This is a genomic window from Endozoicomonas sp. ISHI1 (assembly GCF_024606225.1).
Classification (GTDB): Bacteria; Pseudomonadota; Gammaproteobacteria; order Pseudomonadales; family Endozoicomonadaceae; genus Endozoicomonas_A.
In genome coordinates, this window is the sequence record NZ_JAGRPU010000051.1 from 14,851 (window position 1) to 37,286 (window position 22,436).

Genomic DNA, 22,436 nt, shown 5'->3' on the forward strand with positions numbered 1-22,436 from the left:
ATGATCACTGAAAGCGATGAACTAAAGACAAATATGATCACCGGATGATTGAAATAACCGGCTACTCATCACTTGATAACATTGCCAACTGGCTGAATGCTGTCTTCGATGACGACAGCGGAAAATTCATTAATCAGGCTCTGTACATGCTGATCATTTAAAATGCTGGCGCGTGCAGCAGCCATTCGTTCAGCCATTTTACGCTCACGCCAGGCAGCAGGGGTTTCTGCCTGAACCTGACCAATCTCTACCTGAACCCTGAGCGGCTGGTCAAAATAGTCGCTCAACGCCTTCTCAACCCTCTGCCGGTGTGTGTCGTTGTACAAAGTGCTTCTGCCACTGTCCAGTCGCAAATCAACCCTGCCTGCCGAATGACCGACATACTCACAATGAGAGGCAATCGTTCGGGTCACTCCACCCAGAGGAAGGCTTCTGAAAACAGGCACCCAGGACTGAACATTCAGATCAGCAAAAGAAATTCTCTCTTCAGGAGCCAGCCCCTGAACAGGTTCTTCTTCAACCATTGCCGATTCAGGCGCTGGCTGAATAACTTCCTGTCGTGATGCCAGCTCCGAGGCATAAACTTCATAAGTGGATACTGAAGGCGGAATATCGTCCTCCTCTGTCTCCTGCTCCTGGCAGACTTCAACCGCTGGCAGGATCTCTGTTACAGGAGTTTGATCAGATTCGTGTACCTGGGCTGGCTCTACATCCGGTAACGATGAAGGAGCAAAATCATCCGGTAATGGATTTTCTGTAGCAGCAGACGAGGACTGCTCAGCTTCGGTCTGAGAAGGAGGTTCTTCAGCCACAGGCGGTGGCAAAGGATGTTCAGGCTCTCTTACTTCAGTCACCCATTGCTGCTGGTGCCTGGCCTGTAGGGCACCAGCAGGCTCAGGTTCCGGATCAGGAGAAGCTGCCACCGGCTCTGAAGCTTCTGCTGATGGTGCAGCCACTTCTCGCTGGGCATTCCGGGACACCTGAACGGCAACAGGTTCAGGTCTGAATGCCAACATCCTCAGCAGAGCCATTTCAAAGCCACCCCGTGGATCCGGCGCCAGTGGCAGGTCTCTTTTCCCTACCAGACCGACTTGATAATAGAGCTGAACATCTTCAGCCCGCATATTACCCGCCAGTTCCAGAACCTGCTCACGATCGCCCTGACTGTTGTCAACTGCCTCGGGCACGGCCTGGGCAATGGCAATCCGGTGCAGCATGGAAAGCATATCATCCAGTACCGCCACATAATCCGGCGCATGTTCAGCAAGGTTGGCAATAGCGGCTAACACTTCCGGAGCCCCTCCCGACGAAAGAGCTCTTACCATCTTCATGACCTGCCCCTGATCAATGGTACCAAGCATGGCACTGACTTCCTGCTCGGTTACCTGACCATTACCAAATGCGATAGCCTGGTCGGTCAGGCTCAGAGAGTCCCTCATACTGCCATCGGCTGCCCTGGCCAGCTGCCAGAGTGCAGGACCTTCGAAAGGAATAGATTCCTGGCCAAGAATATTTTCCAGATGACCAACAATCCTTTCCGGCGTCATATTTTTCAGCCCAAACTGTAAACATCTTGACAGAATGGTCACTGGCAGCTTCTGAGAATCCGTGGTAGCCAGAAGAAACTTTACGTGGGGAGGTGGCTCTTCCAGGGTTTTTAGCAGTGCATTGAAACTGTGCACCGAGAGCATGTGCACTTCGTCAATCAGATAAACCTTATAACGCCCTCTGGTAGGAGCGTACTGAACATTATCAAGCAGTTCCCGGGTATCTTCCACCTTGGTTCTGGAAGCTGCATCCACCTCAATAAGATCAACAAAACGACCTTCATCAATTTCGCAGCAGGCAGCGCACTGTCCACAGGGAGTGGAGCTGACCCCTGTTTCACAGTTAAGGCATTTGGCAAGAATCCGGGCAATGGTTGTCTTGCCCACCCCGCGTGTGCCTGTGAACAGATAAGCATGATGCAGCCGATCCTGGTCCAACGCATTGACCAGAGCCTGCAATACGTGTGTCTGGCCCACCAGCTCTTTGAAAGAACGGGGTCGCCATTTGCGCGCTAGAACCTGATAGCTCATTGAAAAGCTTGAATACCGGTGACAGAAACTGAAGACTCTATGCTAACCAAGAAAACGAAAGAATGCACGGTTCACAAGGGTCATATAAGGGTATTTGGCAGACAGGGCAAGACAGATGGAGGCAAACCCTGCCAGCCACACCCCGGCACATGATGTCACTGCTACCGTTGCTCCCTTCCGGGCCTGGCGGGGTTCACAGCTCATCATTGCGAGGGGACCGACAGGGCCCACCAAAAAACAGACAACTCGTCTGGATGCAGCGCATTCTCCACAAAACACCTTGCCCCGTCAACCACTTATAAAGCCCCTCTTGCGCTGGAGCCATAATTGACAGATCTACATAAGATTCAAAACCAGCTGGTCATGGCCGTGTCCTGCTGGTAGATATCTTCCCTGAATCGGACTCTGCCCGACTCATCGGGCCAGGCTGTAAAGTAAACAAAATAAACGGGCACTGGCTGCAAAAGCCTCCTGGTGTAGGTCAGCGCGTCAGGAGTAGTTTTATGCACCCATATCATGGATTGCTCATGAAAGATGGTTTGAATCAAATCGGCAATCCCTTCAACCCGGGCACAGCCTGAACTGAAAGCCCTTCTATTTTCTTTAAACAAATCAGACTTATCCGTATCGTGAAGATAGACACCATACTGATTCGGTAGATCCAGCTTAAACCGCCCTAATCGGTTTATCTCGCCGGGTTGCTGCTCCAGTCGGTAACGAAATGTTTTGGGCGTCAGTAATAGCCAGTTCACTCGATCAATAGCAATAGCAGGCGCAAGGTCGTCCCAGCTTTCATAAACGACAAAACCTTCACGTTTTAAAAATCCCGGCTCTTTCATTTCAGCCCTTAAGATTGAATGAGCGGCAATCGAATGTGGAACTTTCCAGACAGGATTGAATGTCACACTTTCAACCTGATCATTGAAAACGGGTGTCTGTTTATGACGCATACCAACGATCGCCTTATAAGTCTTCTGATGGGTTTTATTCTTGATCCAGGCAACATTGAATCCGGCAATGTCCACACGAATATGGGGGTATGGCAGTGTCGGTGGTAACCAGCGAAGCCGTTCGAGATTAGCCTTAAGCGTTCTGATTCTCTTGTGCGTTATAGCTAACAATGCCTGACGCGTCATAACCCCCAACCTGCCATCCGGCATCAGATTAAACTGAAGCTGTACTCGCGTCAGGACATCCTTGTGTATTTGTGTGTATACACTGCCTTCTAAATTCTCAACAAGGTCCAGATCCATGAGCCACTGATTCAGGCGGGTAACAGCAGGGTGCTGATCGTCTTTGAAGAAAATCAAATCATCCGGAAACTCCCGGACAGCCATCAGGCTCCAGTCCCTGAGTTTTTTCAGACTGTTCACCAAAGCAGGATATTGAGGGAGATCAGGCTCAAGACGCTTCAGATCATTGATCGAATAGTGTTGCGAGTAATCTTTCTCTTTGCGTGGCTGATCCTCTATCCGCCAGCCTGGCTGAAACAACCTTTTGTCAAGACGCCCTCTATCGACATACAAGGCATATCGACGAACCATTTTCTGAAGGACTTCGGAAGAAGGGTAGGCAACGAGGCGCCGCCAGTCCTGATCTTCCACAGGAATCCCCTGATCAGGCAAACCGGCGATCCAGTTTATATAAGCAGTGTTATCGGCCTTGGCGTAGAGCGTGAAGCCAATCAGCATGACAATCCATCTATGCATGACATCCTCATCTGCAACTGTACTTTGGGGACAGTGTCTCCGGGAGCAATGTCTCGTGAAACAAAGTCAGGTGACCATATAAATACTAAAGGGCGCCATAAACCATCAGGCAAAGAGGAAGCATGGCCGGCCGACAGAGAGCAGATTGCATCAATGGATGGTTGCCTCTGAAACCCAGAGTGACAAAAATCTGTCAAATCCCTGAAACAATGACACTCCCGGCTGGGATTTACATCGGCACGATGTGTAACCCGCGATCCCAATCGTAACGTAGCACTGAGAAAAACAACTCAAAAAAGCCGATTGCGCAACCACCCCCTGCCGAGTCAAAACGCATCAAGATAGGTATATTTACGCATTCCGATACACTTGGCACGTATCATGCTGATTATCTTCCCACAACGACCAGCTGATCCTGAGAAGGAATATCAGGACAGAAGGTGAGTGGGATTATTATTTTAACGACGAAAATATGTTTTGCTCCGACACATTACTTTCAGCAAAACAATTACCTTTTAACCATGGCGATTTGGAACAAGAATGAGTAAACCTGCACAAAGTCACATGGAAGCTTACCTGAAATACCTCAGAGCCAATGTGCAACTGAAAGAAAGTAATAAAGAGGGCAACAACGTCAAGGCAGAAGACACTGTTACAGCAAAAGAGTCTGCACAGATTGAAGCCGAGTATCTGAGAAGCATTTATAAAGTTCTGCCAAGAGAAGAAGCTTTGCAAATGACACTCAGACAGGCGAAAACGCACACATCGATCAGACCCTGATGCAAACGGTGATGTCTTAAACAGAGCTAAACGACCATATCTGCATATAGCAGTATGAATAAAAGTCCTGACCCCCTCCTCTTCAGTTAGGACCAGCCTGTAAATTCTTCATTGACTGCAAAAGCAACCTGCTGTTAACTCCTCTCTCAAGATTGTCTATGGAATTCCGCATGAACACATCGGCTTCTAATGAAAAAAATGTTCTCGGGGGACCTCTTCAACCCTGCTGCTTTGATCCTCTAACCGGAATCTACCGGGATGGTTTCTGCCATACCGACAGGAATGATATTGGACAGCACGTTGTCTGCGCCAGAGTCACTGGAGATTTCCTGAAATTTTCTCTTGAACAGGGCAACGACCTGATTACGCCCAATCAGGCTCACAATTTTCCCGGACTTAAGGAGGGTGATCAATGGTGCCTGTGTGCACAAAGATGGAAACAAGCCTATGAAGCCGGAGTCGCTCCTCCGGTCTATCTGAGATCCACTCACGAAAAGGCTCTTGAGATGATCAGCTTTGGAGCATTGAAATCCAAAGCTCTTGATATTCATTAATAAACGAGACATAAGTTCGGATTCAAAATATATCAATAGACGTCCACAATGCAGTACAATTGTCCAGAACAAACATCTCAAGTAATCAGTCATGAGCACAATATGCACAATGCAGAAAGAGAAGATCTGACTATTTCAAAGGCAGATACTCAATGCAGTAACCTTTCTTCTTCTGATCAACAGTCTTCAGCTAACAATAGAGATGAAATATCCAGTTCTGAAGCACTTCGCCTGATCAGAGAACGCTGGCCTGATGCCTTTCGAGTGGCTTCCCCCCGCCCACTTAAAATCGGCATCCATAATGAGATGAAACAAACCGGTGAATTTCCGGTCAGCACCATCAGAAAAGCTCTGAAACTGTTTACTCAGCAGGACCGCTATCTATCATCGATTAAGGAAGGCAGAAACCGGGTCGACCTGAATGGTAAACCTGCTGGCAAAGTCAGACTGAAGGAAGCTGTCAACGCCGAAATTCTTCTGTATCAGAGACAGCTGACCCGTCAGAAAAAAAATGAACGAGTCTTTGTCGGACAACTCAAACTGGTAGCCGGGCAACTCGCTCAAAGCGACACTGCAGCTACCCAAGATTCTACGACGCAGGAATAATATTATGGCGAGTGCCTGTGCCAGACATATCCTGATTAAAACACGGGAAGAAGCAGAAAAGCTCAAAAAACAGCTGGACAAGGGAGCTGACTTTGGCCAACTGGCCAAAAAGCACTCTCAGTGCCCCTCTGGTAAGAAAGGAGGAGACCTTGGCGAATTTCGTCAGGGACAGATGGTGAAAGCCTTTGATCAGGTAGTGTTCCGAAAAGAAGTTCTGGAAGTTCACGGTCCGGTCAAAACACAATTCGGCTTCCACCTCATACAAACACTGTATCGCAACGACTGATGCTCAGATTGCAACCCGGCTCAGCCGGGTTCAGTTTCTACTTAATCGTAGCGCCACTCAGGTGACCGTTTCTCCAGAAAAGCCTTTACGCCTTCATTCTGGTTCTGACCCTTAAACAACGTCAGGAATAAATCACGCTCGACAGCATATCTATTTTTTGACGAAAGCCGATTCATTTGAATCAGCTTTTTACACGCAACAACTGAGTCAGGGCTTTGTTGACTGACTTTTGCAGCAAGCTCCCTGGCCATTGAAAAAGCCTGTCCTTGCTCCACGACTTCTTCCACCAGGCCGATCTGAAAGGCTTTTTCTGCGTCCACCTTCTCACCCAGTAATATCATTCGCTTGCTCCATGCTTCGCCAACCAGCCACATTAAATTCTGAGTACCACCCGCACAGGGCAACAGACCCACTGCTGCTTCGGGCAGACCCAACAAGGCCTGTTTTTCAGCCACTCTCAGGTCGCAGGCCAACGCCACTTCAAGACCACCACCCAGGGCAAACCCATTAACTGCGGCAATAGAGATACCCTTGAATTCTGTCAGTGTTTCAAAAGCCTGGCCAAATGCTTCAGCCACAGGCCTGGCCTGTTCAGACGAAACATCAGCAAACAGTTTAAGGTCGGCTCCGGCACTGAAAAACCTTTCCTCTTCAGAGAAAATAATCAGGGCAGTTACCCGCGGATTTTCATTCAATTCATGAACCATCTGCTCAAGCAGATTCAGACTTTCCAGTGTCCATGTGTTCGCCGGTGGATTATTCAGCTGGATGGTGGCGATATGGCCTTCCAGCGAAAGCTTTATACAATCAGACATTATTCACTCCAGTCCTGCACATTCATCAGCCAGAATCCGTCGGGCAATGATCAGTCTCATGATCTCATTGGTGCCTTCCAGAATCTGGTGTACCCGAGTGTCTCTGACGTGGCGTTCAAGAGGGTACTCATTGATGTACCCGTAACCGCCGTGAAGTTGCAGCGCTTCATCACAGATTTTAAAACCAGCATCTGTAGCATAACGTTTTGCCATGGCACAATAAGCGGTGGCTTCAGGGTCTTTTTGATCCAGCTTGAAGGCAGCAAGCCTGACCATCTGCCTGGCTGCCGTTAACTCTGTGGTCATATCAGCCAGTCGAAACTGCAGAGCCTGGAAATCAGCCAGCGCTTTACCAAACTGCTTACGGTCCTTAAGGTATTCTCTGGCAGTGTTCAACGCCTGCTGAGCGGTACCGACAGAGCATGTCGCTATGTTGATTCGACCACCATCAAGACCTTTCATAGCAAGAGTAAAGCCTTCTCCCTCCTTACCCAGAAGGGAGCTGACAGGAATCCTGACGTTTTCAAAGCTCACCAGCCGGGTGGGCTGACTTTTCCAGCCCATTTTCTTTTCATTACGACCATAGGTGATACCATCACTGCTGGCGGGAACAGCAAAAGCAGAGATACCTTTTGGGCCTTCCCGCCCCGTGCGGGCCATGACCAATAGAAGGTCAGTACTGCCCGCACCTGAAATAAACATTTTCGAACCGGAAAGGACGTACTCATCTCCTTCCCTGAATGCACGGGTCTTAAGAGAAGCTGCATCACTCCCTGAGCCGGGTTCTGTCAGACAATAAGAAGCCAGTTTTTCACCTGTCACCAGGGCCTCACCCCACTCGGACAGCACCTCATCGCTGGCAGCCAGACCCACCATCCAGACGACCATGTTATGGATAGTCATATAAGCGGTGGTTGAAGTACACCCCATGGAAAGCTGTTCGAATACCAGGCTTGCGTCCAGCCGCGATAAACCCATCCCTCCCATTGATTCAGGTGCGTACAGGGATAAGAAACCCAGCTTGCCCGCCCTTTTCAGAGTTTCAATGGGAAAGACACTGTCTCTATCCCAGTCAGCCGCATTAGGTAGAAGCTCTTGCCTGGAAAACTGGGCGGCAAGATCACGAAAAGCGATTTGATCTTCTGTGAGATTAAAGTTCATTAACGGCCTCTTATTGTTTGTAAAAGCAGGAGCCTGCAAGGCTTGAAAAAACCATTACAAACCCCTTTTGCTTGTGGCGATTAATAAACGACCAAGTCGTCAAATATTCCAGAGCCTGGGATAATTAAACAAGCTCCACTGCAATAGCAGTGGCTTCACCACCACCAATACAAAGGGAAGCAACACCTTTTCTACCGCCTTTTCTTTTCAGGGCATTAAGAAGCGTCACAATAATTCGGGCGCCACTGGCTCCCAATGGATGACCCAGCACACAGGCGCCACCGAACACGTTGACCTTGCTGTGATCCAGATCCAGCTCCTGCATACATGCCATTGTCACAACCGCAAACGCTTCATTGATTTCAAACAAGTCTACGTCTTCTACCTGCCAGTCGACCTTTTCCAGCAATTTACTGATGGCCGCAATGGGGGCAATGGTAAATTCTGCTGGTAACTGAGCATGGCTCTGATAGCCTTTGATGCGTGCAATGGGGGTCAGACCTCTGGCCATTGCATCCTCCTCACGCATCAACACAAGAGCTGCCGCACCATCAGAAATAGAGCTGGAGTTAGCCGCTGTGACCGACCCGTTTTTATCAAACACGGGTCTCAGCTGCCGGATCTTTTCAGGGCGAGCCTTACCAGGCTGTTCATCCACCGTAATTTCACCATTGCGGCGTGTTTCCACTGGAGCAATTTCATCTGCAAATGCCCCTTCTTCAATGGCAGCCAGAGCTCTTCTCAGAGACTCCAGTGCGTAGTCATCCATTGATTCTCTGGATACTTCAAAACGTTTTGCGGTCTGTTCAGCAAAAACGCCCATAGCGTGACCGTCATAGGCATCTTCCAGTCCATCAGTAAACATATGATCTTTAATCTCACCATGCCCTAATCTCAAACCCGAGCGGGCTTTGCCCAGCAAGTAGGGCGCATTGGTCATACTCTCCATACCGCCTGCAACCACTGCATCAGCCTCGCCCAATTGTAACTGAGCCGCACCCATCATGACGGTTTTCATGCCAGAGCCGCATACTTTATTGACCGTTGTCGTGCAAGTAGAGTCCGGAAGCCCTGCCCCTCTGGCAGCCTGTCTGGCAGGGGACTGACGACAGCCCGCAGGTAGCACGCAGCCCATCAGAACTTCAGAGATATCGGAGGCAGAAAGACCACTTTTCTCAACGGCAGAACGTATAGCAGCAGCTCCCAGCTGTGGAGCTGCAACCTCTGAAAGACTCCCCTGGAAGCCGCCCATGGGAGTGCGTGAAGCTGAAACGATGACAATACTTACTTGATCAGACATGGTAATCTCTTGTTTTTGTTGACGCTCAAATACCGATTCGGCAAAAAGCTCTATTGTACAATTCATCTGCATTGAAACGATTACTGCAGAATAACGATACGATGATACAATACAGCCAGTATCTGACAGAACTGACCGACTCTCAAACATTCTACTGCAACAAAAGACAAAAAATACCATCCTGAAGATCTGACTCAGGATTATACTTCCATGTCAGGCACCTACGCCCCTGAACGGTCAGGGTACTTTAATTCAGAAATATGAATTCGGTTAAATGCAGCTATCATCTGCAGCATCAAAGCACCCCCACTGGAGGAAAAGACTTTCAACTTCGCGGATGGCCTCTTTGTCAGCTTTACTGATATGCCTCAAAACAGCATTGGCCATGACTGAAGCCAGATCACTTTTGAGCGACTCGCCCAGACCGGCTGGCAGGCGAACAATGACATCCCCAAAGAGAATTGTGCCACCCTGAGTCACCCGGATGACATATTCTCCCTGAGTCGATTCAGTCATGGTGAGAACGGCTTTTTCTATGGACTTGCTCATCACATTTCTCCTCTTGGCTGATCGACGGCACCTCTATCCATGCATCGGCTGAGAAGAGAAAAACATTGCCTGAATTCAAGTCATAAATTAACTATCGATATTGACAATTCATCTGAAGCCTTCAAACACTTGCCCAAAGCAAATCCGAAAGCCCCCCAATGTAGAAAGCACTATCTTTCAGTATTCAAACCCAAAATGCCTTCTTTGAACTTCTGGTTGGGCGGAGTTTCACCAATCCATACCTTTAGTATTGCGTTGAATAGTTTCTTGCCAGGTATAATCCCCTTCTCCTCTCCTGCGATAATGACTCTCGCTCCCTTGCCGGGAATATATTCAAAGGTTCCGGACTCTCCTTTCTTCAGAGTGCCATCAATCATACCCATAAACTGAGCAATACCTTTTTCCAGATCCTTTTGCTCTTCTTCGGAAGTATTGATCTGAATCGCTTCATAGAACGCATTGGCCATTCGTCTTGCGCTCATTTTCGATAACAGAATAGTGAAGCTCATTCTCTGATAACTCTCTTCAGAGAGTATGTGGTAAACGTCAGAGGAGGGGTTTTCAAGGTAGAGTGCACCAATGTATCCGTCTACCACCAAATACCATGTTCGTACTGCTGCACCCTGAAGTTGTAAAACAGTGCCGTCCGGCACCTTCACAACATCAGGAATCTCGACGCCCTTCATGGAAAGAGCGTGTGCTGATTGCCAGAGCGCCATCCCAAATACGACAATAAACAACTTTTTCATAAGTATCCTTTGGGTATTATTATTGTTGTTTGCCCCGCCATCTTACAGCAGCCGATACGTTATTCCCATTTTTGCAACCAACGTGATGATAAAAACTCAGAAGGATGATCCAGGCTGCTGAAGAAAGCTCAATTCTTCATCGGTACTTTCTCGTTCAAGAAGGCTATTGCGATGGGGAAAGCGTCCGAACCTGGCAATAATATCACGATGTTTGACCGCAAAATCCAGTGAACCTGCAAGGTATTGTTGGTAGCTGTCTCCAGCCCCGCCAACTATGCTTTCAAACAGCCTCACACATTGATCCTGATCCTCAAGCGATTCACTGTGCATGAAAGGCATGACAAAAAAAGTCTGTTGCAGCTCCGTCAGCCGATCCAGTTGCCCCAGCTCCACCCCCTCTTTGGAAATCGCCAGAGCAGTACGATCGTACTTAAATGATCCGGGATCACCCCGGAACATATTCCGGGGAAACTGATCCAGCACAATGATTGCTGCCAACCGCCCTTCAGCAGATTCCAGCCATTCGTCGCACCCTCCGGACTCTACTTTGTCTGGCAAGCCAGCAAATTGATTGCGAATACGCTGATCCTGAGCCTCACTTTTCTTCCACCAGCGGGACATTTGCACATCGCCAAGAGGCTCGCCTTCAAACCAAAAATCCAGAACTTGCTGAGAACTTTTCATATCATTGACTCCCATGATCTTGTCAGTTGAGTGGCATGCAGCTTGTACTCAACCATACTTAATGTCATCACCTATTGAAATCACTGGAGATGACTCCAGATAGTCATTATCCGCTAACTATTCATTCCGAGACGCAATCCGAAAAGACTATGACAGATCAGGACAATCAGGAACCCGAAGTTATTTCAGCTGATGAACAGGTAGAAGACAAGGGTACCGGTACCGGACTGGTGCTCCCTGAACACGCTCTACCTGACAAGCTGTACCTCATCCCTGTCTCAAACCGGCCATTTTTTCCGGCCCAGGTTCAGCCTTTGGTGTTTAATAGTCAGGAGTGGGAAGAAACACTTCAGCGAGTCGCCCAGAGCCCCCATAAAGTAGTGGGGCTTAGCTATGCTGCTGGCATAACAGGAGCAGACCATGAAGTCAGCCCGGAAGATTTCCCGGAGATGGGCTGTACCGTAAAAATTCATAATATCCTTGCAGAAGGTGATCAGATTCAATTCATCGCTCTGGGAATGCAGCGCTTCCGTATCAAGCAATGGCTTCGCAAACGCCCACCCTATCTTGTTCAGGTGGAATACCCTGACAATATTGAAAACGACACCGATGAAATCAAAGCCTATGCGCTGGCGCTCATTCAGGCCATCAAGGAATTAATACCACTGAACCCGCTCTACAGCGAAGAACTAAAAAATTACCTCAACCGATTCAGTCCAAAAGATCCGTCGCCACTGGCAGACTTTGCAGCAGCCATTACCACAGCTCGAGGTCAGGAGTTACAGGAGGTACTTGAAACACTGTCTGTTCAACGTCGAATGGAGAAAGTGTTGATTCTCATCCGCAAGGAACAGGAAGTAGCCCGCCTTCAGGGTGAGATTAATGCTGAAGTGAACCGCAAGATCAGTAAACATCAACGTGAATTTTTCCTGAAAGAACAGCTGAAAATCATACAAAAAGAACTTGGCATTTCGAAAGACGACAGAACGGCTGAAATTGAAGCGTTTGAAAAGCGGATTGCTGAGCTGGATATTCCTGAAACGCCCCTGAAAAAGATCAATGACGAGATGAAAAAGCTCTCGATTCTTGAAATGGGTTCCCCGGAGTATGCCGTCTGCCGCAACTTCCTTGACTGGGCTACCTCGGTACCCTGGGGCAGATACTCCGAAGATATATTCGATCTTGCCCATGCCAGAAAAGTTCTGAATTCTGATCATGACGGGCTTGAGGACGTCAAAGACCGAATCATCGAATTTCTGGCTGTCGGTGCCTACAAACAGGAAATATCAGGCACCATAATGTTGCTGGCAGGCCCTCCGGGTGTCGGCAAGACATCTATCGGACGGTCTGTAGCTCGAGCTTTAGGCAGAAAATTTTATCGTTTCAGCCTCGGCGGCATGAGAGATGAAGCAGAAATTAAAGGCCATCGCCGTACCTATATCGGCGCAATGCCAGGCAAACTGGTTCAGGCCCTCAAGGAAGTAGACGTTGCCAACCCCGTTATCATGCTGGATGAAATTGACAAAATCGGTGCCTCCTATCGAGGAGATCCTGCTTCTGCAATGCTGGAAGTACTCGACCCGGAACAAAATAGTGAGTTTCTCGACCACTACCTGGACATGAGAATCGATCTTTCAAAGGTGCTGTTTATCAGTACCGCCAACCAGCTGGATACGATTCCCGGCCCTCTTCTGGATCGAATGGATGTCATAAGGCTCTCTGGCTATATCACAGAAGAAAAAATGGCCATCGCCAAAAATCATCTGTGGCCAAAGCTCTTGAAACAGTCCGGTTTAAAAAAGAGCCAAATCCGATTTTCCGATGCCACTCTCAAGGCAGTCATTGAAGGCTATGCCAGGGAAGCTGGCGTCAGACACCTTGAAAAACTGCTACAGAAAATTATTCGCAAAGTTGTTGTTCAACTACTTGAAGGCTCGAAAGAGAGTCACAGTGTGACGATCAGGAATCTATCTGACTATCTGGGCGCGCCCTATTTCAGAAAAGAAAAGCGCATTGAAGGTATTGGCGTGGTGACTGGTCTGGCGTGGACGGCTATGGGGGGCGCAACCCTGCCTGTAGAAGCCAGTCTTATTCATCATCAGAGAGCGGGCTTCAAACTAACCGGCAAATTGGGTGATGTCATGAAAGAGTCTGCTGAAATAGCCTACAGCTTTGTTTCAAGTCAGGCCGAGAAGCTAGGCATTCCTGAAGCCTATTTTGACAAAGCCTTTATCCATCTTCATGTACCTGAAGGAGCAACTCCCAAAGACGGCCCTTCAGCAGGTATAACCATGGCCACCGCTCTGCTATCTCTTGCCACGAATACAAAGCCTGCCCCTATAGCCATGACTGGAGAACTGACCCTCACGGGTAAAGTTCTGGCTGTTGGCGGGGTTAGGGAAAAAGTCATAGCCGCTAAACGACAAGGCATTCATACCCTGATCATTCCGGAAGAATGTCGAAGAGATTACGATGAGCTGCCGGATTATATTCGAAAAGGCATGACCATTCACTTTGCCAGCATCTTCGAAGATGTATGCAAGGCAGCACTTCCCGTCAAGACATCGCCCGTTAAGAAAACCATCAGGAAGACCGCACGCAAAAAGCCTGCGACTAAGCCTTGACTCCAATCAAACGCAACCAATCATTCCCTCACAACGAACTGCGCCGCCCCTTAGGAGGCGGCGCATGAATCAATGCTCTAACAACGAGGGAGACCCCCGTTAGGACACATGAGTGAGCACCCAATATTATTGGCTCCGGCCGCCGTGTTGTCCATTCGTAGTTAAGAGTTTTGAAGCATAAAGAAATCTCTTTTATGTCACTTTTGGGATGCCAGTCTTCCTCCATATTTATCTGCCATTCATTTGACATTTAATAGCAGCAGGAAAACACAATTTTTCCTTTCATCTCACCGGACCTGCTGAGTTCAATTGCCATCAGCTAAGCTGTGTAAATAAGTGTTGGAAAGTTAACAAATCCACAAGCTCACAACGGACTGTGGCGACATGTCATCACCTCTTTCACCCGGCAGCAACAACTCACCCACTCCCCCCAGATTCACTGGCGACAATAACATGCCTACTTCTCCAGTCACTGGACAGGATCATTTGGGCCGGCAAATCAGTGAAACGACAACGACAAGTCAATTGAGCCACGAATCATCTGACCAACGGACACCAGAATCTCCTCACATTAATGAGAGGAAGGCTGAAAGACGCCCCTGGTTCTTCCAGCGGTGGTACAAAAGTTACATTGCCAGAAAAGACACGACGCCTCCTCCTGCTGAGAATCTTGACCCCGATGAAGAGCAAAAACAGACCGGATACCTTGGTTTACTGAAAGGGCTGCCAGGCAAGGCTGTAGGAGCACTTTCAAACCTTCCCGGTGCGGGTTACGAAAAGGTCGCGTCAAAACTGGATGATTTTATCAGTCGTCAGGTGGGTATTGAGATGACCCGTGAGGACGAAAGAAGCCAGTGGCGCTCTTTATTGTATGACCTGCTATGCAGTTATACCGGAGTCATTGTCGAAGGAAAGCAAACGCCATTCAACTTTAACGAAATACTCATAAAAAATGGCGATGCTCTCCCCATAAGAATTACGGCATTAAACTTCGACTCAAAAAGAGTCGTCCAACCATCAGAAAGCTATTTAATCAATGGACAAGCCACAGAAAATCATTTTGAAATGGGAGACCTCTCCTGCACCGTTGAAATTCCGTTTGAAGATAGTCCCCCTCTGATACTGCAACTCAGGCTTGAGAACACGACCCTCTCAGTCGGTACCGATATTAGCATCGCCCAGGTATTAAAAAACCAATTCATCTCTTCTTCCCGGGATCGCACCGCGGTTCAACTTTCTGCTGAAAAAGTAGAAGTCCGATATGAAAATCTGGACTCGTATCAAGAACTGACATCAGTACCTGATCCCTCAAAAGAATCAGACTGCATCGTGGGGTTTGAGAGGGGAAAGCTGACTATGAAAGGCGTCCGGCTATGCAAACCTCTTGACCTGCTTGAAGCTTCAACGAAACAGACATCCATACTTATTTTCGACTCGTTAAAATATGTCAACGAATCAGCCCGGCCTGCATTGGTAGAAGTCAAAAAAGTAAACGTTCAGCACCTTGACGACACCCATAATGGAACCTTCACCAGCTCACTGATCATTCACCCCAAAACCATTCGAAACATTCCCTATATTGGTTGGTTATTAGCTCCTCTCTTCTCTAGCCCTGTTCATCTCGAGATCTTCGCATTTATGCAACATGGTGAAGTCAGAATGAAAGATTTGAAACACGGTATCAGTGTTTCAGGAGGAACCCTGACTGGCTGGCTGGTAAAAAAAGCACTAAAGGCCAAACAAACACGATTGGTTCCATACAGCGGTGGAACAGGACTCCAGATTGGCTGGCCGTTTAAATTTATCGCATGCAAAATCGTTCTGCCTGGTCTGGTCCCCGGGAAGCCCGCGTCCAGCATAGAGGATCATGATCAGATCACCTTTAGGCAACTGAATCAGACCCGTGCTCAAAGTCATTCAGTACCAGGCCAACCTCAACCAGACGACACTTCATTTGAAGAGTTACCTTCACTTCACCACCAGCATTCAGAAGCGCTTGATCTGGAAGACGGTGTACTCATTGTACCCGACACTTTCAGCAGCGTGCTCAGCGTTATCTTCTCAGGAGACAGCGCTTTGGCTCAGCCAGTAAGAATGGTGCCACGCTTATTGGAAAAGCGTTGCATAGAAGCGGCAAAAGGTGACGAAACAGCTTGCCAGATCTTGCTCCGCTTTGTTCGGGATCAGGAAAGGTTTCAACATGAAAATGACTGCATGATGGCTCTGGAGGCCATTCCAGAAGCGTTCTTCATCAAGGAGGCTGCAGAAGCCGATGATGAGACATGGTTATGGTTTGAGAGTGTTGCACACAGACTGATTACTGTTGATAGAGAGAAAGCTTTTGAACTCTACAAACAGCTGTTAAAAAGAAAAGACATCGAGAACGCCAGTGGGCTGGCATCAAATACTGAATGGTTGATTCATCTTGCAAAGCACCTGCCTAAGAACACACCCGAGGAAAAAGCCATAGCCTTCCGGTTGGCCGAGTTTGCCTATAAGTCCGATCCGGAAAAAGCAGAAGAAGCGATTAAACTGCTCATCAACTGGAATAAGAATCAACTCTATAAAAAAAGCCAACTGAGCAGCCTTCTTCAAGACTTGATCAGCAACCACCCCTACTTTGCCGACCCTCATCATCTTGTCTCATTATTAAACCTGCTGGATCGGAGTCATCCGGAAATCGTTGCCCACTCACTGGAACACTTTCCGATAAAAACTCTTATTCAAAACCTCTGGATAGAGGACAGCATCAGGGCTCATAACACTCTGGATTTCCTCAAAATGCTGCTGGTCAAGCACGGCCGATTCAAAGAAGCCGCTGAACTGTTGATTGAGTCTGGAGACCGCAGACAGGCCGCAAGAATGCTTGACCTTGGCATCAGACAAGGTAAGCCCTCCGCTCTGAAGGTAAAACTAGATTTGGCGGTAAGGAATGAGCTGCCCGAAGATATGTCGTTGGCAAAGGAAGTTCGTCACCTCAGGTATTTGATAGAAAGTACTGCGACTCCAGAAGCAATGAGAGGGGCGGCCGTCTCAATCTTAGCAAGTATTGTGACAGAAAAGCCTCATCCGGAACTTGCAGGTATTTTCACTGAAGATCTGCTGATGACAGAGGAAAAAAAGGCTTCTTTTGTGAAAGCGATCGATAAACTGTTTGACCTTCAATACGCAGAAGCATCCACTCTGAATGATCGCATGAGAACCCTGAATCAGATTGAAGAACTCCTGAAAGCCGCCCGGACTGATGAGTCAGCTTACTTAAACAAACCTCTGATGCTGAAGCAGATTCAGGATGCCAACCAGCGGGTTGATCGGGTCATGGAGTTACTGATAAAAGTGAGGGGGCCTATCGAGTCCAGCCTGCTGACTATGCTCACATCTCAAGCATCAAGAGTCGAAGCCACTGTCGGAGACAACATGGTTTCTGAGACGATATCTGACATGGAAGAAGACGACGATGATGAGTTTTTTGATGCTCTGGATGAACCCTACGACCCGATAGTTGATGAAAAGACTGTTAACGTCAACGAAAACGCTCCAATAGCAATGGATGAGCAAGAGCATCAGACAGTGTCCGCTGCAACCGATCACCCTGGTCATAGACAGGAAGAGCCTTTCTTGCCTTCTAACTCTCTCTCAAGCTATGCATCGCTCCTCAGACAACCGGTTTTCTCCAGATCTTCAAAAGATTTCCTCGACCCAAGTCTCCGGCAAGAATGGGCATCAATACTTAATATGAGGGTAAATTGATCGAAAAGATCAAGCGGGTGTATTGCTGTCACCATAGAAATACAACAAACGCTTGAGGGCTATGAGGCTATCAGGCGTGTATCTCCGGTTAAAACGATTTGACAGAATCTCTTCAGGCGACTCCATGACCACACTCGCTACTTCTTCCTCCTGCAATTTCAGCTCACCCTCATATTGACAGCTGTATACCCTGCCCCAGACCTTGCAGTCCTCATTGTGAAAGTAAAAATGAAACAATGGCTTCAACGGAGTATCTTTTATGCCGAGCTCTTCAGCCAGCTCCCTGACGGCAGCCACGTCATAGCTCTCACCTTCGGCCACCACCCCCCCCGTGGCCGGCTCAAAATAACCCGGGTAAATATCCTTGCTTAAAGTTCTTTCCTGAACATAAAGTTGCCCTTTACTGTTAAAGACAAAGACATACGTAGCCCGGTGACAGAGTTTCTCTTCTCTCATCTGTCTTCTGGGCAAAGCGCCAAGCACATGGTTGCTTTCATCGACAATGATGATCTTTTCTGATGCAGACTGAAGTTCTGAGTTGGATGGCATAAATACCAGGCTCCGGATGTTCGTTTTATTTTACCGTGAAACACGTTCAGGCAATCGCAGCTCTCTGTTTCTTTGAGAGCACAACAGGATGAACGAGCTCCTGAAAGTTCTGCCACCCCATCAACAGAAAGTTCCGATGAATCACCACTGTCGAAATCTACGATGTCTCCCCCTTCGGAGAGTCAACTATGCATACAGGCAGACCAAACAAATCCCCGAAACGGGATGGCAACCCGTTGAAAAAGTCACGTGGTGATGTTTCAGGCAACCACCCACTAATCTTTGTTGAGCCATTTTCAATACCTCCGGCAAAGAAAGGCCCCAAGTAAGATGAGTGCGTGAACGTCATCATTCGGCTCATGGAAAAGTGTTAACATTCCCAATTTGTCAGAGGATGGTTAATCCGTCAAGACTGAAAAAATGTCTTCTATCCACATATAATGAGACTGTGGCGGATTGCAAAACACGGCCATGAGGTCAGAAACACTTTGCTATTCAAATCGCTGGACGATATTCACGATAAAAAAAACCAGGGGGTATCATGACCGCCAGAAATACTGTTTCTACCATTGTTAACCCTGTAGGCTCCATGCGTGTTCTCTCAAACCTTGAGGTCAGCAGCCTTCAGGACACCAGTCAGAAAGGGTTACATCGTTTGTTCCGGCAATGCGCCCTGGCCATACTCAACTGTGAACAGGAAGGTGATAACACCGAAGAAATCATGGAGCAATTCCAGGACTTTGACATTCGTATTGTTCAGGAACACCGCGGATTAAAGCTGGAATTGATTAACGCTCCCGCCGATGCCTTTGTCGCTGGAAAACTGATTCGCGGTGTCCGGGAAAACCTCTTCTCCGTCCTGAGAGATATTCTCTATGTGTCGTCTCACATTACAGAGAACCCACGTTTCACTGCAGACAGCTCCACTGATATCACTCATCTGGTTTTCCAGATTCTCAGACATGCCGATGCTTTTATTACCAAGCAGGTTCCCAGTATTGTGGTGTGTTGGGGCGGTCACTCCATAGCCCGACATGAATATGAATACACCAAGAAAGTGGGCTACCAACTGGGCCTTCGGGGCATGAATATCTGCACTGGTTGTGGTCCCGGTGCTATGAAGGGCCCCATGAAAGGGGCTTATATCGGTCATGCCAAGCAGCGAATATCCCGTGGTCGATTCATTGGCTTAACTGAACCGGGCATTATCGCGGCTGAATCACCCAACCCTATTGTCAACGAGCTGATTATCCTGCCGGATATTGAAAAGCGTCTGGAGGCCTTTGTTCGTCTAGGTCATGGCATCACCGTTTTTCCGGGCGGGCCGGGAACCTGTGAGGAAATTCTGTACATTCTTGGCATTCTACTCAACCCTGCCAACAGGGATATTCCTTTCCCACTGGTTTTCACTGGACCGGAAGCTGCCAGAGAATATTTTGAAAAAATTGATATATTTATCGGCAAAACTTTAGGGAAGGAAGCCCAATCACGCTACCAGATCATTATCGATGACCCTCTGGAAGTTAGTCGGGTTATGAGAAGTGGACTGGAGCAAGTTACCCGCTACCGCAGGAAGCATGGAGACGCCTACTACTTCAACTGGTTGCTTAAGATTGACGAGGACTTTCAAACGCCCTTTGACCCAACCCATGAAAACATGGCAAACCTCGAGCTGAATACCGAACTACCTCCCCACTTTCTGGCGGCTAACCTTCGTCGCGCCATGTCAGGTATTGTGGCAGGCAATATAAAAGAAGAAGGCGTTTGCCAGATCAGAGCAAAAGGCCCGTATCAGTTAAAGGGAGAGCCTGAGCTTATGAAACAGGTCGATAGCCTGCTTCAGTCTTTTGTAGAGCAATTCAGAATGAAGCTGCCAGGCAGTCACTATGTGCCCTGCTACGAGATCAAAAGTTAAACAATACCGCTTTGGAAAGCGAAGTGATTTATCTTCGCTTTCTTACTTTTTTTGACACATTGAAAACATAAAAAATCTCTTACCTGAGCATTTTACGTTAAAACTCGCGACGCTAATGATGTCCGCTAGCATTTTCCGTCAGCCACTTAATGAGGCGGATCTAAAATTATCAATGATTTTCTCGTTGAGACACGATCTCAGAAATTTATTCATCTCAGCTGTGTCTGCTGCTGTATAGAAGTCAAGCATCAACTGGTTAAACTCTTTCTGACGTTTTGCTGGAACATTGATAATAGGAAACCCATGTGAAAGCAAAATACCATTCATCATGAATCGCCCCATGCGCTTATTCACATCCCAGAAGAACTGTGCTCTTGCCATTCTCAGAAAAGCCGTTATTGCCATATCATAAACATCATAATAACCAGCAATTTCTGACTCAATCTCAGCCCAGACATTATCAAGCTCTTTGGATGAGGGAGGTTCATATTCTGATCCACTAATCGTTACGTTACCCGTTCTAAAAGCCCCCCACATCAGTGCTTCTTCTTTGCCTGCAATGTTGTGAACTGCCAAAGCAACACCTTTGGAAAAATAGAACTTACCTTCAGAAACCAGGGCAAACAGATATTTCCAGGCCTCTGCCTGATTTAAAGCCATATTCTGATCACTTATCTTATAACCCCCAACAGTAATTCCATCTAATAATGTTTGAATTTCCGGTAGAGTCATCGCAACACCTTCAAGGTTTACGGCATCATGCACCAAAGAAGGAAGATCACGAACGGCAAGTTGTCTGGCCATCCCACGATCAGGGGTCATTCCCCAAACTGTATCTTTTGCCGTTGTCATTTACTCATCCCAAGCATGGTGGTGGAAATTCCCACATTATATCTGCACGAGTTCTGATCGTCATGCAGCTCGAAAAGTTTGATTAAGAATGGATGCTCACTTGTTTTGGGCACGCCGCAGGTGCAGTCATCTGAATTTTTTGTTATCTGTTCTTAGTACTTTGTTAGTAATAATCTGCAACTTAATAATTGTTTAATGATCTAAATGTAAAATTAACGAATAATGGAGTAAGTAAAGATATGCAAGTACAACCGACTTTTACTCATGATCAATTTGCTCAATACAACAAGCCTCAACCAAGAAGAACGCACTCATTTGTGTTATGTCTCTACTCACAATTTGTATAGCAAGACAGATAATACTGCTGAAAGAAAGCTGATACTATATGAACCCGACGTAGCCATGATAGCCATATTATGAGGAACCAATGTCCATTTATGAATATTTGTCGATACCGCATAAGGGGAAAAACTACCATTACCACAACCAAGTGTACAGAAGGCAAGAAATTCCTTTATGAAGTCACTGTTATGTGAAAGTGATATATAAAAAATTGGGTTTCCATTATACAGACTTGACCCCTCATGCAAACCTAACACATAGAAAAAATTATCTTTGAAGTAAAAAAGTGGCGAACCAGAATTCCCTTCCTTGCCATCGCCAGAGTAATTCAAGGTGTATAAGTAATTTCTATTATTTGGGCACACTAGCCACGATAATTCTACTGATCTAAGAAAACTCCCTGTTTGATAACCTGCTGCCATTGGATTAATAATTTGAAATAAATCTGTACAGTTGTATTGTTCTAAATCTAACTTTGGGGTATCGATTTCTATTGAGCTCTCAAGTTCTATTATCGCCACATCATATTGATCAATTCTACCAATAATTGCTTTCGGGTTACGTACCAGCCTCTTCCCTTTAATATTAAATGGAGTATATGCATTTAAAAAATGGACTTTAAGATTTTTATAGAAAGCCTCTCTGGCAACACAATGTGCAGAAGTTAAAAGGTGTCGATTTGATATTAAAAAACCAGAGCAGAAGAAAGGTCTAATTTGGACTATCCAAGGGTATGAACCCGGCTTTTCTTGATTAAAAGGATCTGAATATCTTTCAAGTCTGTTATGTGAAGCTAAAAGAACACCGCTCACAAATAACAGCACGCTGACGATTGGGTAACATAGCACTCTGCCAAGCATATCATCTTCTCTAGCTGTTTAAATGTCGTTTTAATGTAGTATGCCATGGTTTTATTGCCATATAACGAATCGACCAAGTTACTTTTAATGGTTTGTTGAAGCATTGCTTAACAATAACTTCTGTTAACTTCTCTGAAGTCAACTTCCCCGCTGTGTCAGGATAGATGTCGCCTCTTTTGATTCATGACTCTCAATAATTGAGAGCATACAAAAAGAGGCTGTTATGACTCGCTACTCCAAAGAAATGAAAGAGTCCATTATCCAGAAGATGAT

18 protein-coding genes and 1 other RNA gene are annotated in these 22,436 nt (G+C 47.1%); 7 read left to right on the forward strand and 12 right to left on the reverse strand.

Features of this window, described 5'->3' with window-relative positions:
• Positions 1-68: 68 nt before the first annotated feature.
• The 3 genes from dnaX to KBW69_RS20965 form a co-directional block, all read right to left on the reverse strand.
• Positions 69-2,078 (reverse strand): DNA polymerase III subunit gamma/tau, encoded by a 2,010-nt coding sequence (gene dnaX / locus KBW69_RS20955; RefSeq protein ID WP_257253973.1) that lies wholly within the window; start codon positions 2,076-2,078, stop codon positions 69-71.
• Between the two features lie 126 nt (positions 2,079-2,204).
• Positions 2,205-2,301: signal recognition particle sRNA small type (ffs, locus tag KBW69_RS20960), an RNA gene on the reverse strand.
• Between the two features lie 124 nt (positions 2,302-2,425).
• The gene (locus KBW69_RS20965; protein WP_257253974.1) at positions 2,426-3,787 is read right to left on the reverse strand and encodes a L,D-transpeptidase family protein; all 1,362 of its coding nucleotides are present in this window, start codon (positions 3,785-3,787) and stop codon (positions 2,426-2,428) included.
• A gap of 540 nt (positions 3,788-4,327) precedes the next feature.
• On the opposite strand from KBW69_RS20965, the gene KBW69_RS20970 reads away from it, so the two are divergent.
• From KBW69_RS20970 to ppiC, 4 genes are all read left to right on the forward strand, one after another.
• Complete coding sequence (locus KBW69_RS20970; protein ID WP_257253977.1) at positions 4,328-4,567, forward strand: hypothetical protein; 240 nt, start codon at positions 4,328-4,330, stop codon at positions 4,565-4,567.
• Positions 4,568-4,737: 170 nt separating this feature from the next.
• Entirely contained in the window at positions 4,738-5,121 is a 384-nt protein-coding gene (locus tag KBW69_RS20975) for a DUF2237 family protein (protein WP_257253978.1), read from the forward strand.
• A gap of 102 nt (positions 5,122-5,223) precedes the next feature.
• The gene (locus KBW69_RS20980; RefSeq protein WP_257253980.1) at positions 5,224-5,727 is read left to right on the forward strand and encodes a ProQ/FinO family protein; all 504 of its coding nucleotides are present in this window, start codon (positions 5,224-5,226) and stop codon (positions 5,725-5,727) included.
• 4 nt (positions 5,728-5,731) lie between these two features.
• Positions 5,732-6,013 (forward strand): peptidylprolyl isomerase PpiC, encoded by a 282-nt coding sequence (gene ppiC / locus KBW69_RS20985; RefSeq protein ID WP_306670877.1) that lies wholly within the window; start codon positions 5,732-5,734, stop codon positions 6,011-6,013.
• A 41-nt stretch (positions 6,014-6,054) separates the two neighbouring features.
• Here the strand turns inward: ppiC and KBW69_RS20990 are convergent, their stop codons facing one another.
• From KBW69_RS20990 to KBW69_RS21015, 6 genes are all read right to left on the reverse strand, one after another.
• Positions 6,055-6,828: an enoyl-CoA hydratase gene (locus KBW69_RS20990; protein ID WP_257253982.1), complete on the reverse strand. Its 774-nt coding sequence runs from the start codon at positions 6,826-6,828 to the stop codon at positions 6,055-6,057.
• A gap of 3 nt (positions 6,829-6,831) precedes the next feature.
• Complete coding sequence (locus KBW69_RS20995) at positions 6,832-7,989, reverse strand: acyl-CoA dehydrogenase family protein (protein WP_257253983.1); 1,158 nt, start codon at positions 7,987-7,989, stop codon at positions 6,832-6,834.
• Positions 7,990-8,113: 124 nt separating this feature from the next.
• Positions 8,114-9,289, reverse strand: a complete 1,176-nt coding sequence (locus KBW69_RS21000) for a thiolase family protein (protein ID WP_257253984.1) — start codon at positions 9,287-9,289, stop codon at positions 8,114-8,116.
• Between the two features lie 270 nt (positions 9,290-9,559).
• Positions 9,560-9,838, reverse strand: coding sequence for a hypothetical protein (locus KBW69_RS21005; protein ID WP_257253985.1), 279 nt, complete (start codon positions 9,836-9,838; stop codon positions 9,560-9,562).
• Between the two features lie 170 nt (positions 9,839-10,008).
• Positions 10,009-10,587 (reverse strand): chalcone isomerase family protein, encoded by a 579-nt coding sequence (locus tag KBW69_RS21010; RefSeq protein ID WP_257253986.1) that lies wholly within the window; start codon positions 10,585-10,587, stop codon positions 10,009-10,011.
• A gap of 96 nt (positions 10,588-10,683) precedes the next feature.
• Positions 10,684-11,271 carry a DUF924 family protein gene (locus KBW69_RS21015; RefSeq protein WP_257253988.1) on the reverse strand — a complete coding sequence of 196 codons (588 nt, stop codon included), beginning with the start codon at positions 11,269-11,271 and terminating at the stop codon, positions 10,684-10,686.
• Positions 11,272-11,420: 149 nt separating this feature from the next.
• Between KBW69_RS21015 and lon the strand changes: the two genes are divergently transcribed.
• Both lon and KBW69_RS21025 read left to right on the forward strand, forming a co-directional pair.
• Complete coding sequence (gene lon / locus KBW69_RS21020; RefSeq protein WP_257282165.1) at positions 11,421-13,895, forward strand: endopeptidase La; 2,475 nt, start codon at positions 11,421-11,423, stop codon at positions 13,893-13,895.
• 384 nt (positions 13,896-14,279) lie between these two features.
• Positions 14,280-17,645: a hypothetical protein gene (locus tag KBW69_RS21025; RefSeq protein WP_257253991.1), complete on the forward strand. Its 3,366-nt coding sequence runs from the start codon at positions 14,280-14,282 to the stop codon at positions 17,643-17,645.
• A 9-nt stretch (positions 17,646-17,654) separates the two neighbouring features.
• On the opposite strand, the gene yfcD is transcribed toward KBW69_RS21025, so the two are convergent.
• Positions 17,655-18,194 carry an NUDIX hydrolase YfcD gene (yfcD, locus tag KBW69_RS21030; RefSeq protein ID WP_257253992.1) on the reverse strand — a complete coding sequence of 180 codons (540 nt, stop codon included), beginning with the start codon at positions 18,192-18,194 and terminating at the stop codon, positions 17,655-17,657.
• Positions 18,195-18,735: 541 nt separating this feature from the next.
• On the opposite strand from yfcD, the gene ppnN reads away from it, so the two are divergent.
• On the forward strand, positions 18,736-20,109 hold the full coding sequence (gene ppnN / locus KBW69_RS21035; RefSeq protein WP_257253995.1) for a nucleotide 5'-monophosphate nucleosidase PpnN: 1,374 nt from the start codon (positions 18,736-18,738) through the stop codon (positions 20,107-20,109).
• A gap of 138 nt (positions 20,110-20,247) precedes the next feature.
• On the opposite strand, the gene KBW69_RS21040 is transcribed toward ppnN, so the two are convergent.
• Both KBW69_RS21040 and KBW69_RS21045 read right to left on the reverse strand, forming a co-directional pair.
• Positions 20,248-20,961 carry a Fic family protein gene (locus KBW69_RS21040; RefSeq protein WP_257253997.1) on the reverse strand — a complete coding sequence of 238 codons (714 nt, stop codon included), beginning with the start codon at positions 20,959-20,961 and terminating at the stop codon, positions 20,248-20,250.
• Positions 20,962-21,293: 332 nt separating this feature from the next.
• A complete protein-coding gene (locus KBW69_RS21045; protein WP_257255642.1) occupies positions 21,294-22,163 on the reverse strand; it encodes a serine protease in 870 nt (289 codons plus the stop codon).
• Between the last annotated feature and the right edge of the window lie 273 nt (positions 22,164-22,436).

Bases quoted from the DNA above. Each gene is read 5' to 3' on its own strand.
- ppiC (WP_306670877.1), top strand. From the start codon at position 5,732: ATGGCGAGTGCCTGTGCCAGACATATCCTGATTAAAACACGGGAAGAA.
- KBW69_RS20975 (WP_257253978.1), top strand. From the start codon at position 4,738: ATGAACACATCGGCTTCTAATGAAAAAAATGTTCTCGGGGGACCTCTT.
- KBW69_RS20990 (WP_257253982.1), bottom strand. From the start codon at position 6,828: ATGTCTGATTGTATAAAGCTTTCGCTGGAAGGCCATATCGCCACCATC.
- yfcD (WP_257253992.1), bottom strand. From the start codon at position 18,194: ATGCCATCCAACTCAGAACTTCAGTCTGCATCAGAAAAGATCATCATT.
- KBW69_RS21005 (WP_257253985.1), bottom strand. From the start codon at position 9,838: ATGAGCAAGTCCATAGAAAAAGCCGTTCTCACCATGACTGAATCGACT.
- KBW69_RS20980 (WP_257253980.1), top strand. From the start codon at position 5,224: ATGCACAATGCAGAAAGAGAAGATCTGACTATTTCAAAGGCAGATACT.
- KBW69_RS21040 (WP_257253997.1), bottom strand. From the start codon at position 20,961: ATGACAACGGCAAAAGATACAGTTTGGGGAATGACCCCTGATCGTGGG.
- KBW69_RS21045 (WP_257255642.1), bottom strand. From the start codon at position 22,163: ATGCTTGGCAGAGTGCTATGTTACCCAATCGTCAGCGTGCTGTTATTT.
- KBW69_RS21000 (WP_257253984.1), bottom strand. From the start codon at position 9,289: ATGTCTGATCAAGTAAGTATTGTCATCGTTTCAGCTTCACGCACTCCC.
- KBW69_RS20970 (WP_257253977.1), top strand. From the start codon at position 4,328: ATGAGTAAACCTGCACAAAGTCACATGGAAGCTTACCTGAAATACCTC.
- KBW69_RS21015 (WP_257253988.1), bottom strand. From the start codon at position 11,271: ATGAAAAGTTCTCAGCAAGTTCTGGATTTTTGGTTTGAAGGCGAGCCT.
- KBW69_RS20995 (WP_257253983.1), bottom strand. From the start codon at position 7,989: ATGAACTTTAATCTCACAGAAGATCAAATCGCTTTTCGTGATCTTGCC.
- lon (WP_257282165.1), top strand. From the start codon at position 11,421: ATGACAGATCAGGACAATCAGGAACCCGAAGTTATTTCAGCTGATGAA.
- KBW69_RS21010 (WP_257253986.1), bottom strand. From the start codon at position 10,587: ATGAAAAAGTTGTTTATTGTCGTATTTGGGATGGCGCTCTGGCAATCA.
- KBW69_RS20965 (WP_257253974.1), bottom strand. From the start codon at position 3,787: ATGCATAGATGGATTGTCATGCTGATTGGCTTCACGCTCTACGCCAAG.
- ppnN (WP_257253995.1), top strand. From the start codon at position 18,736: ATGACCGCCAGAAATACTGTTTCTACCATTGTTAACCCTGTAGGCTCC.
- KBW69_RS21025 (WP_257253991.1), top strand. From the start codon at position 14,280: ATGTCATCACCTCTTTCACCCGGCAGCAACAACTCACCCACTCCCCCC.
- dnaX (WP_257253973.1), bottom strand. From the start codon at position 2,078: ATGAGCTATCAGGTTCTAGCGCGCAAATGGCGACCCCGTTCTTTCAAA.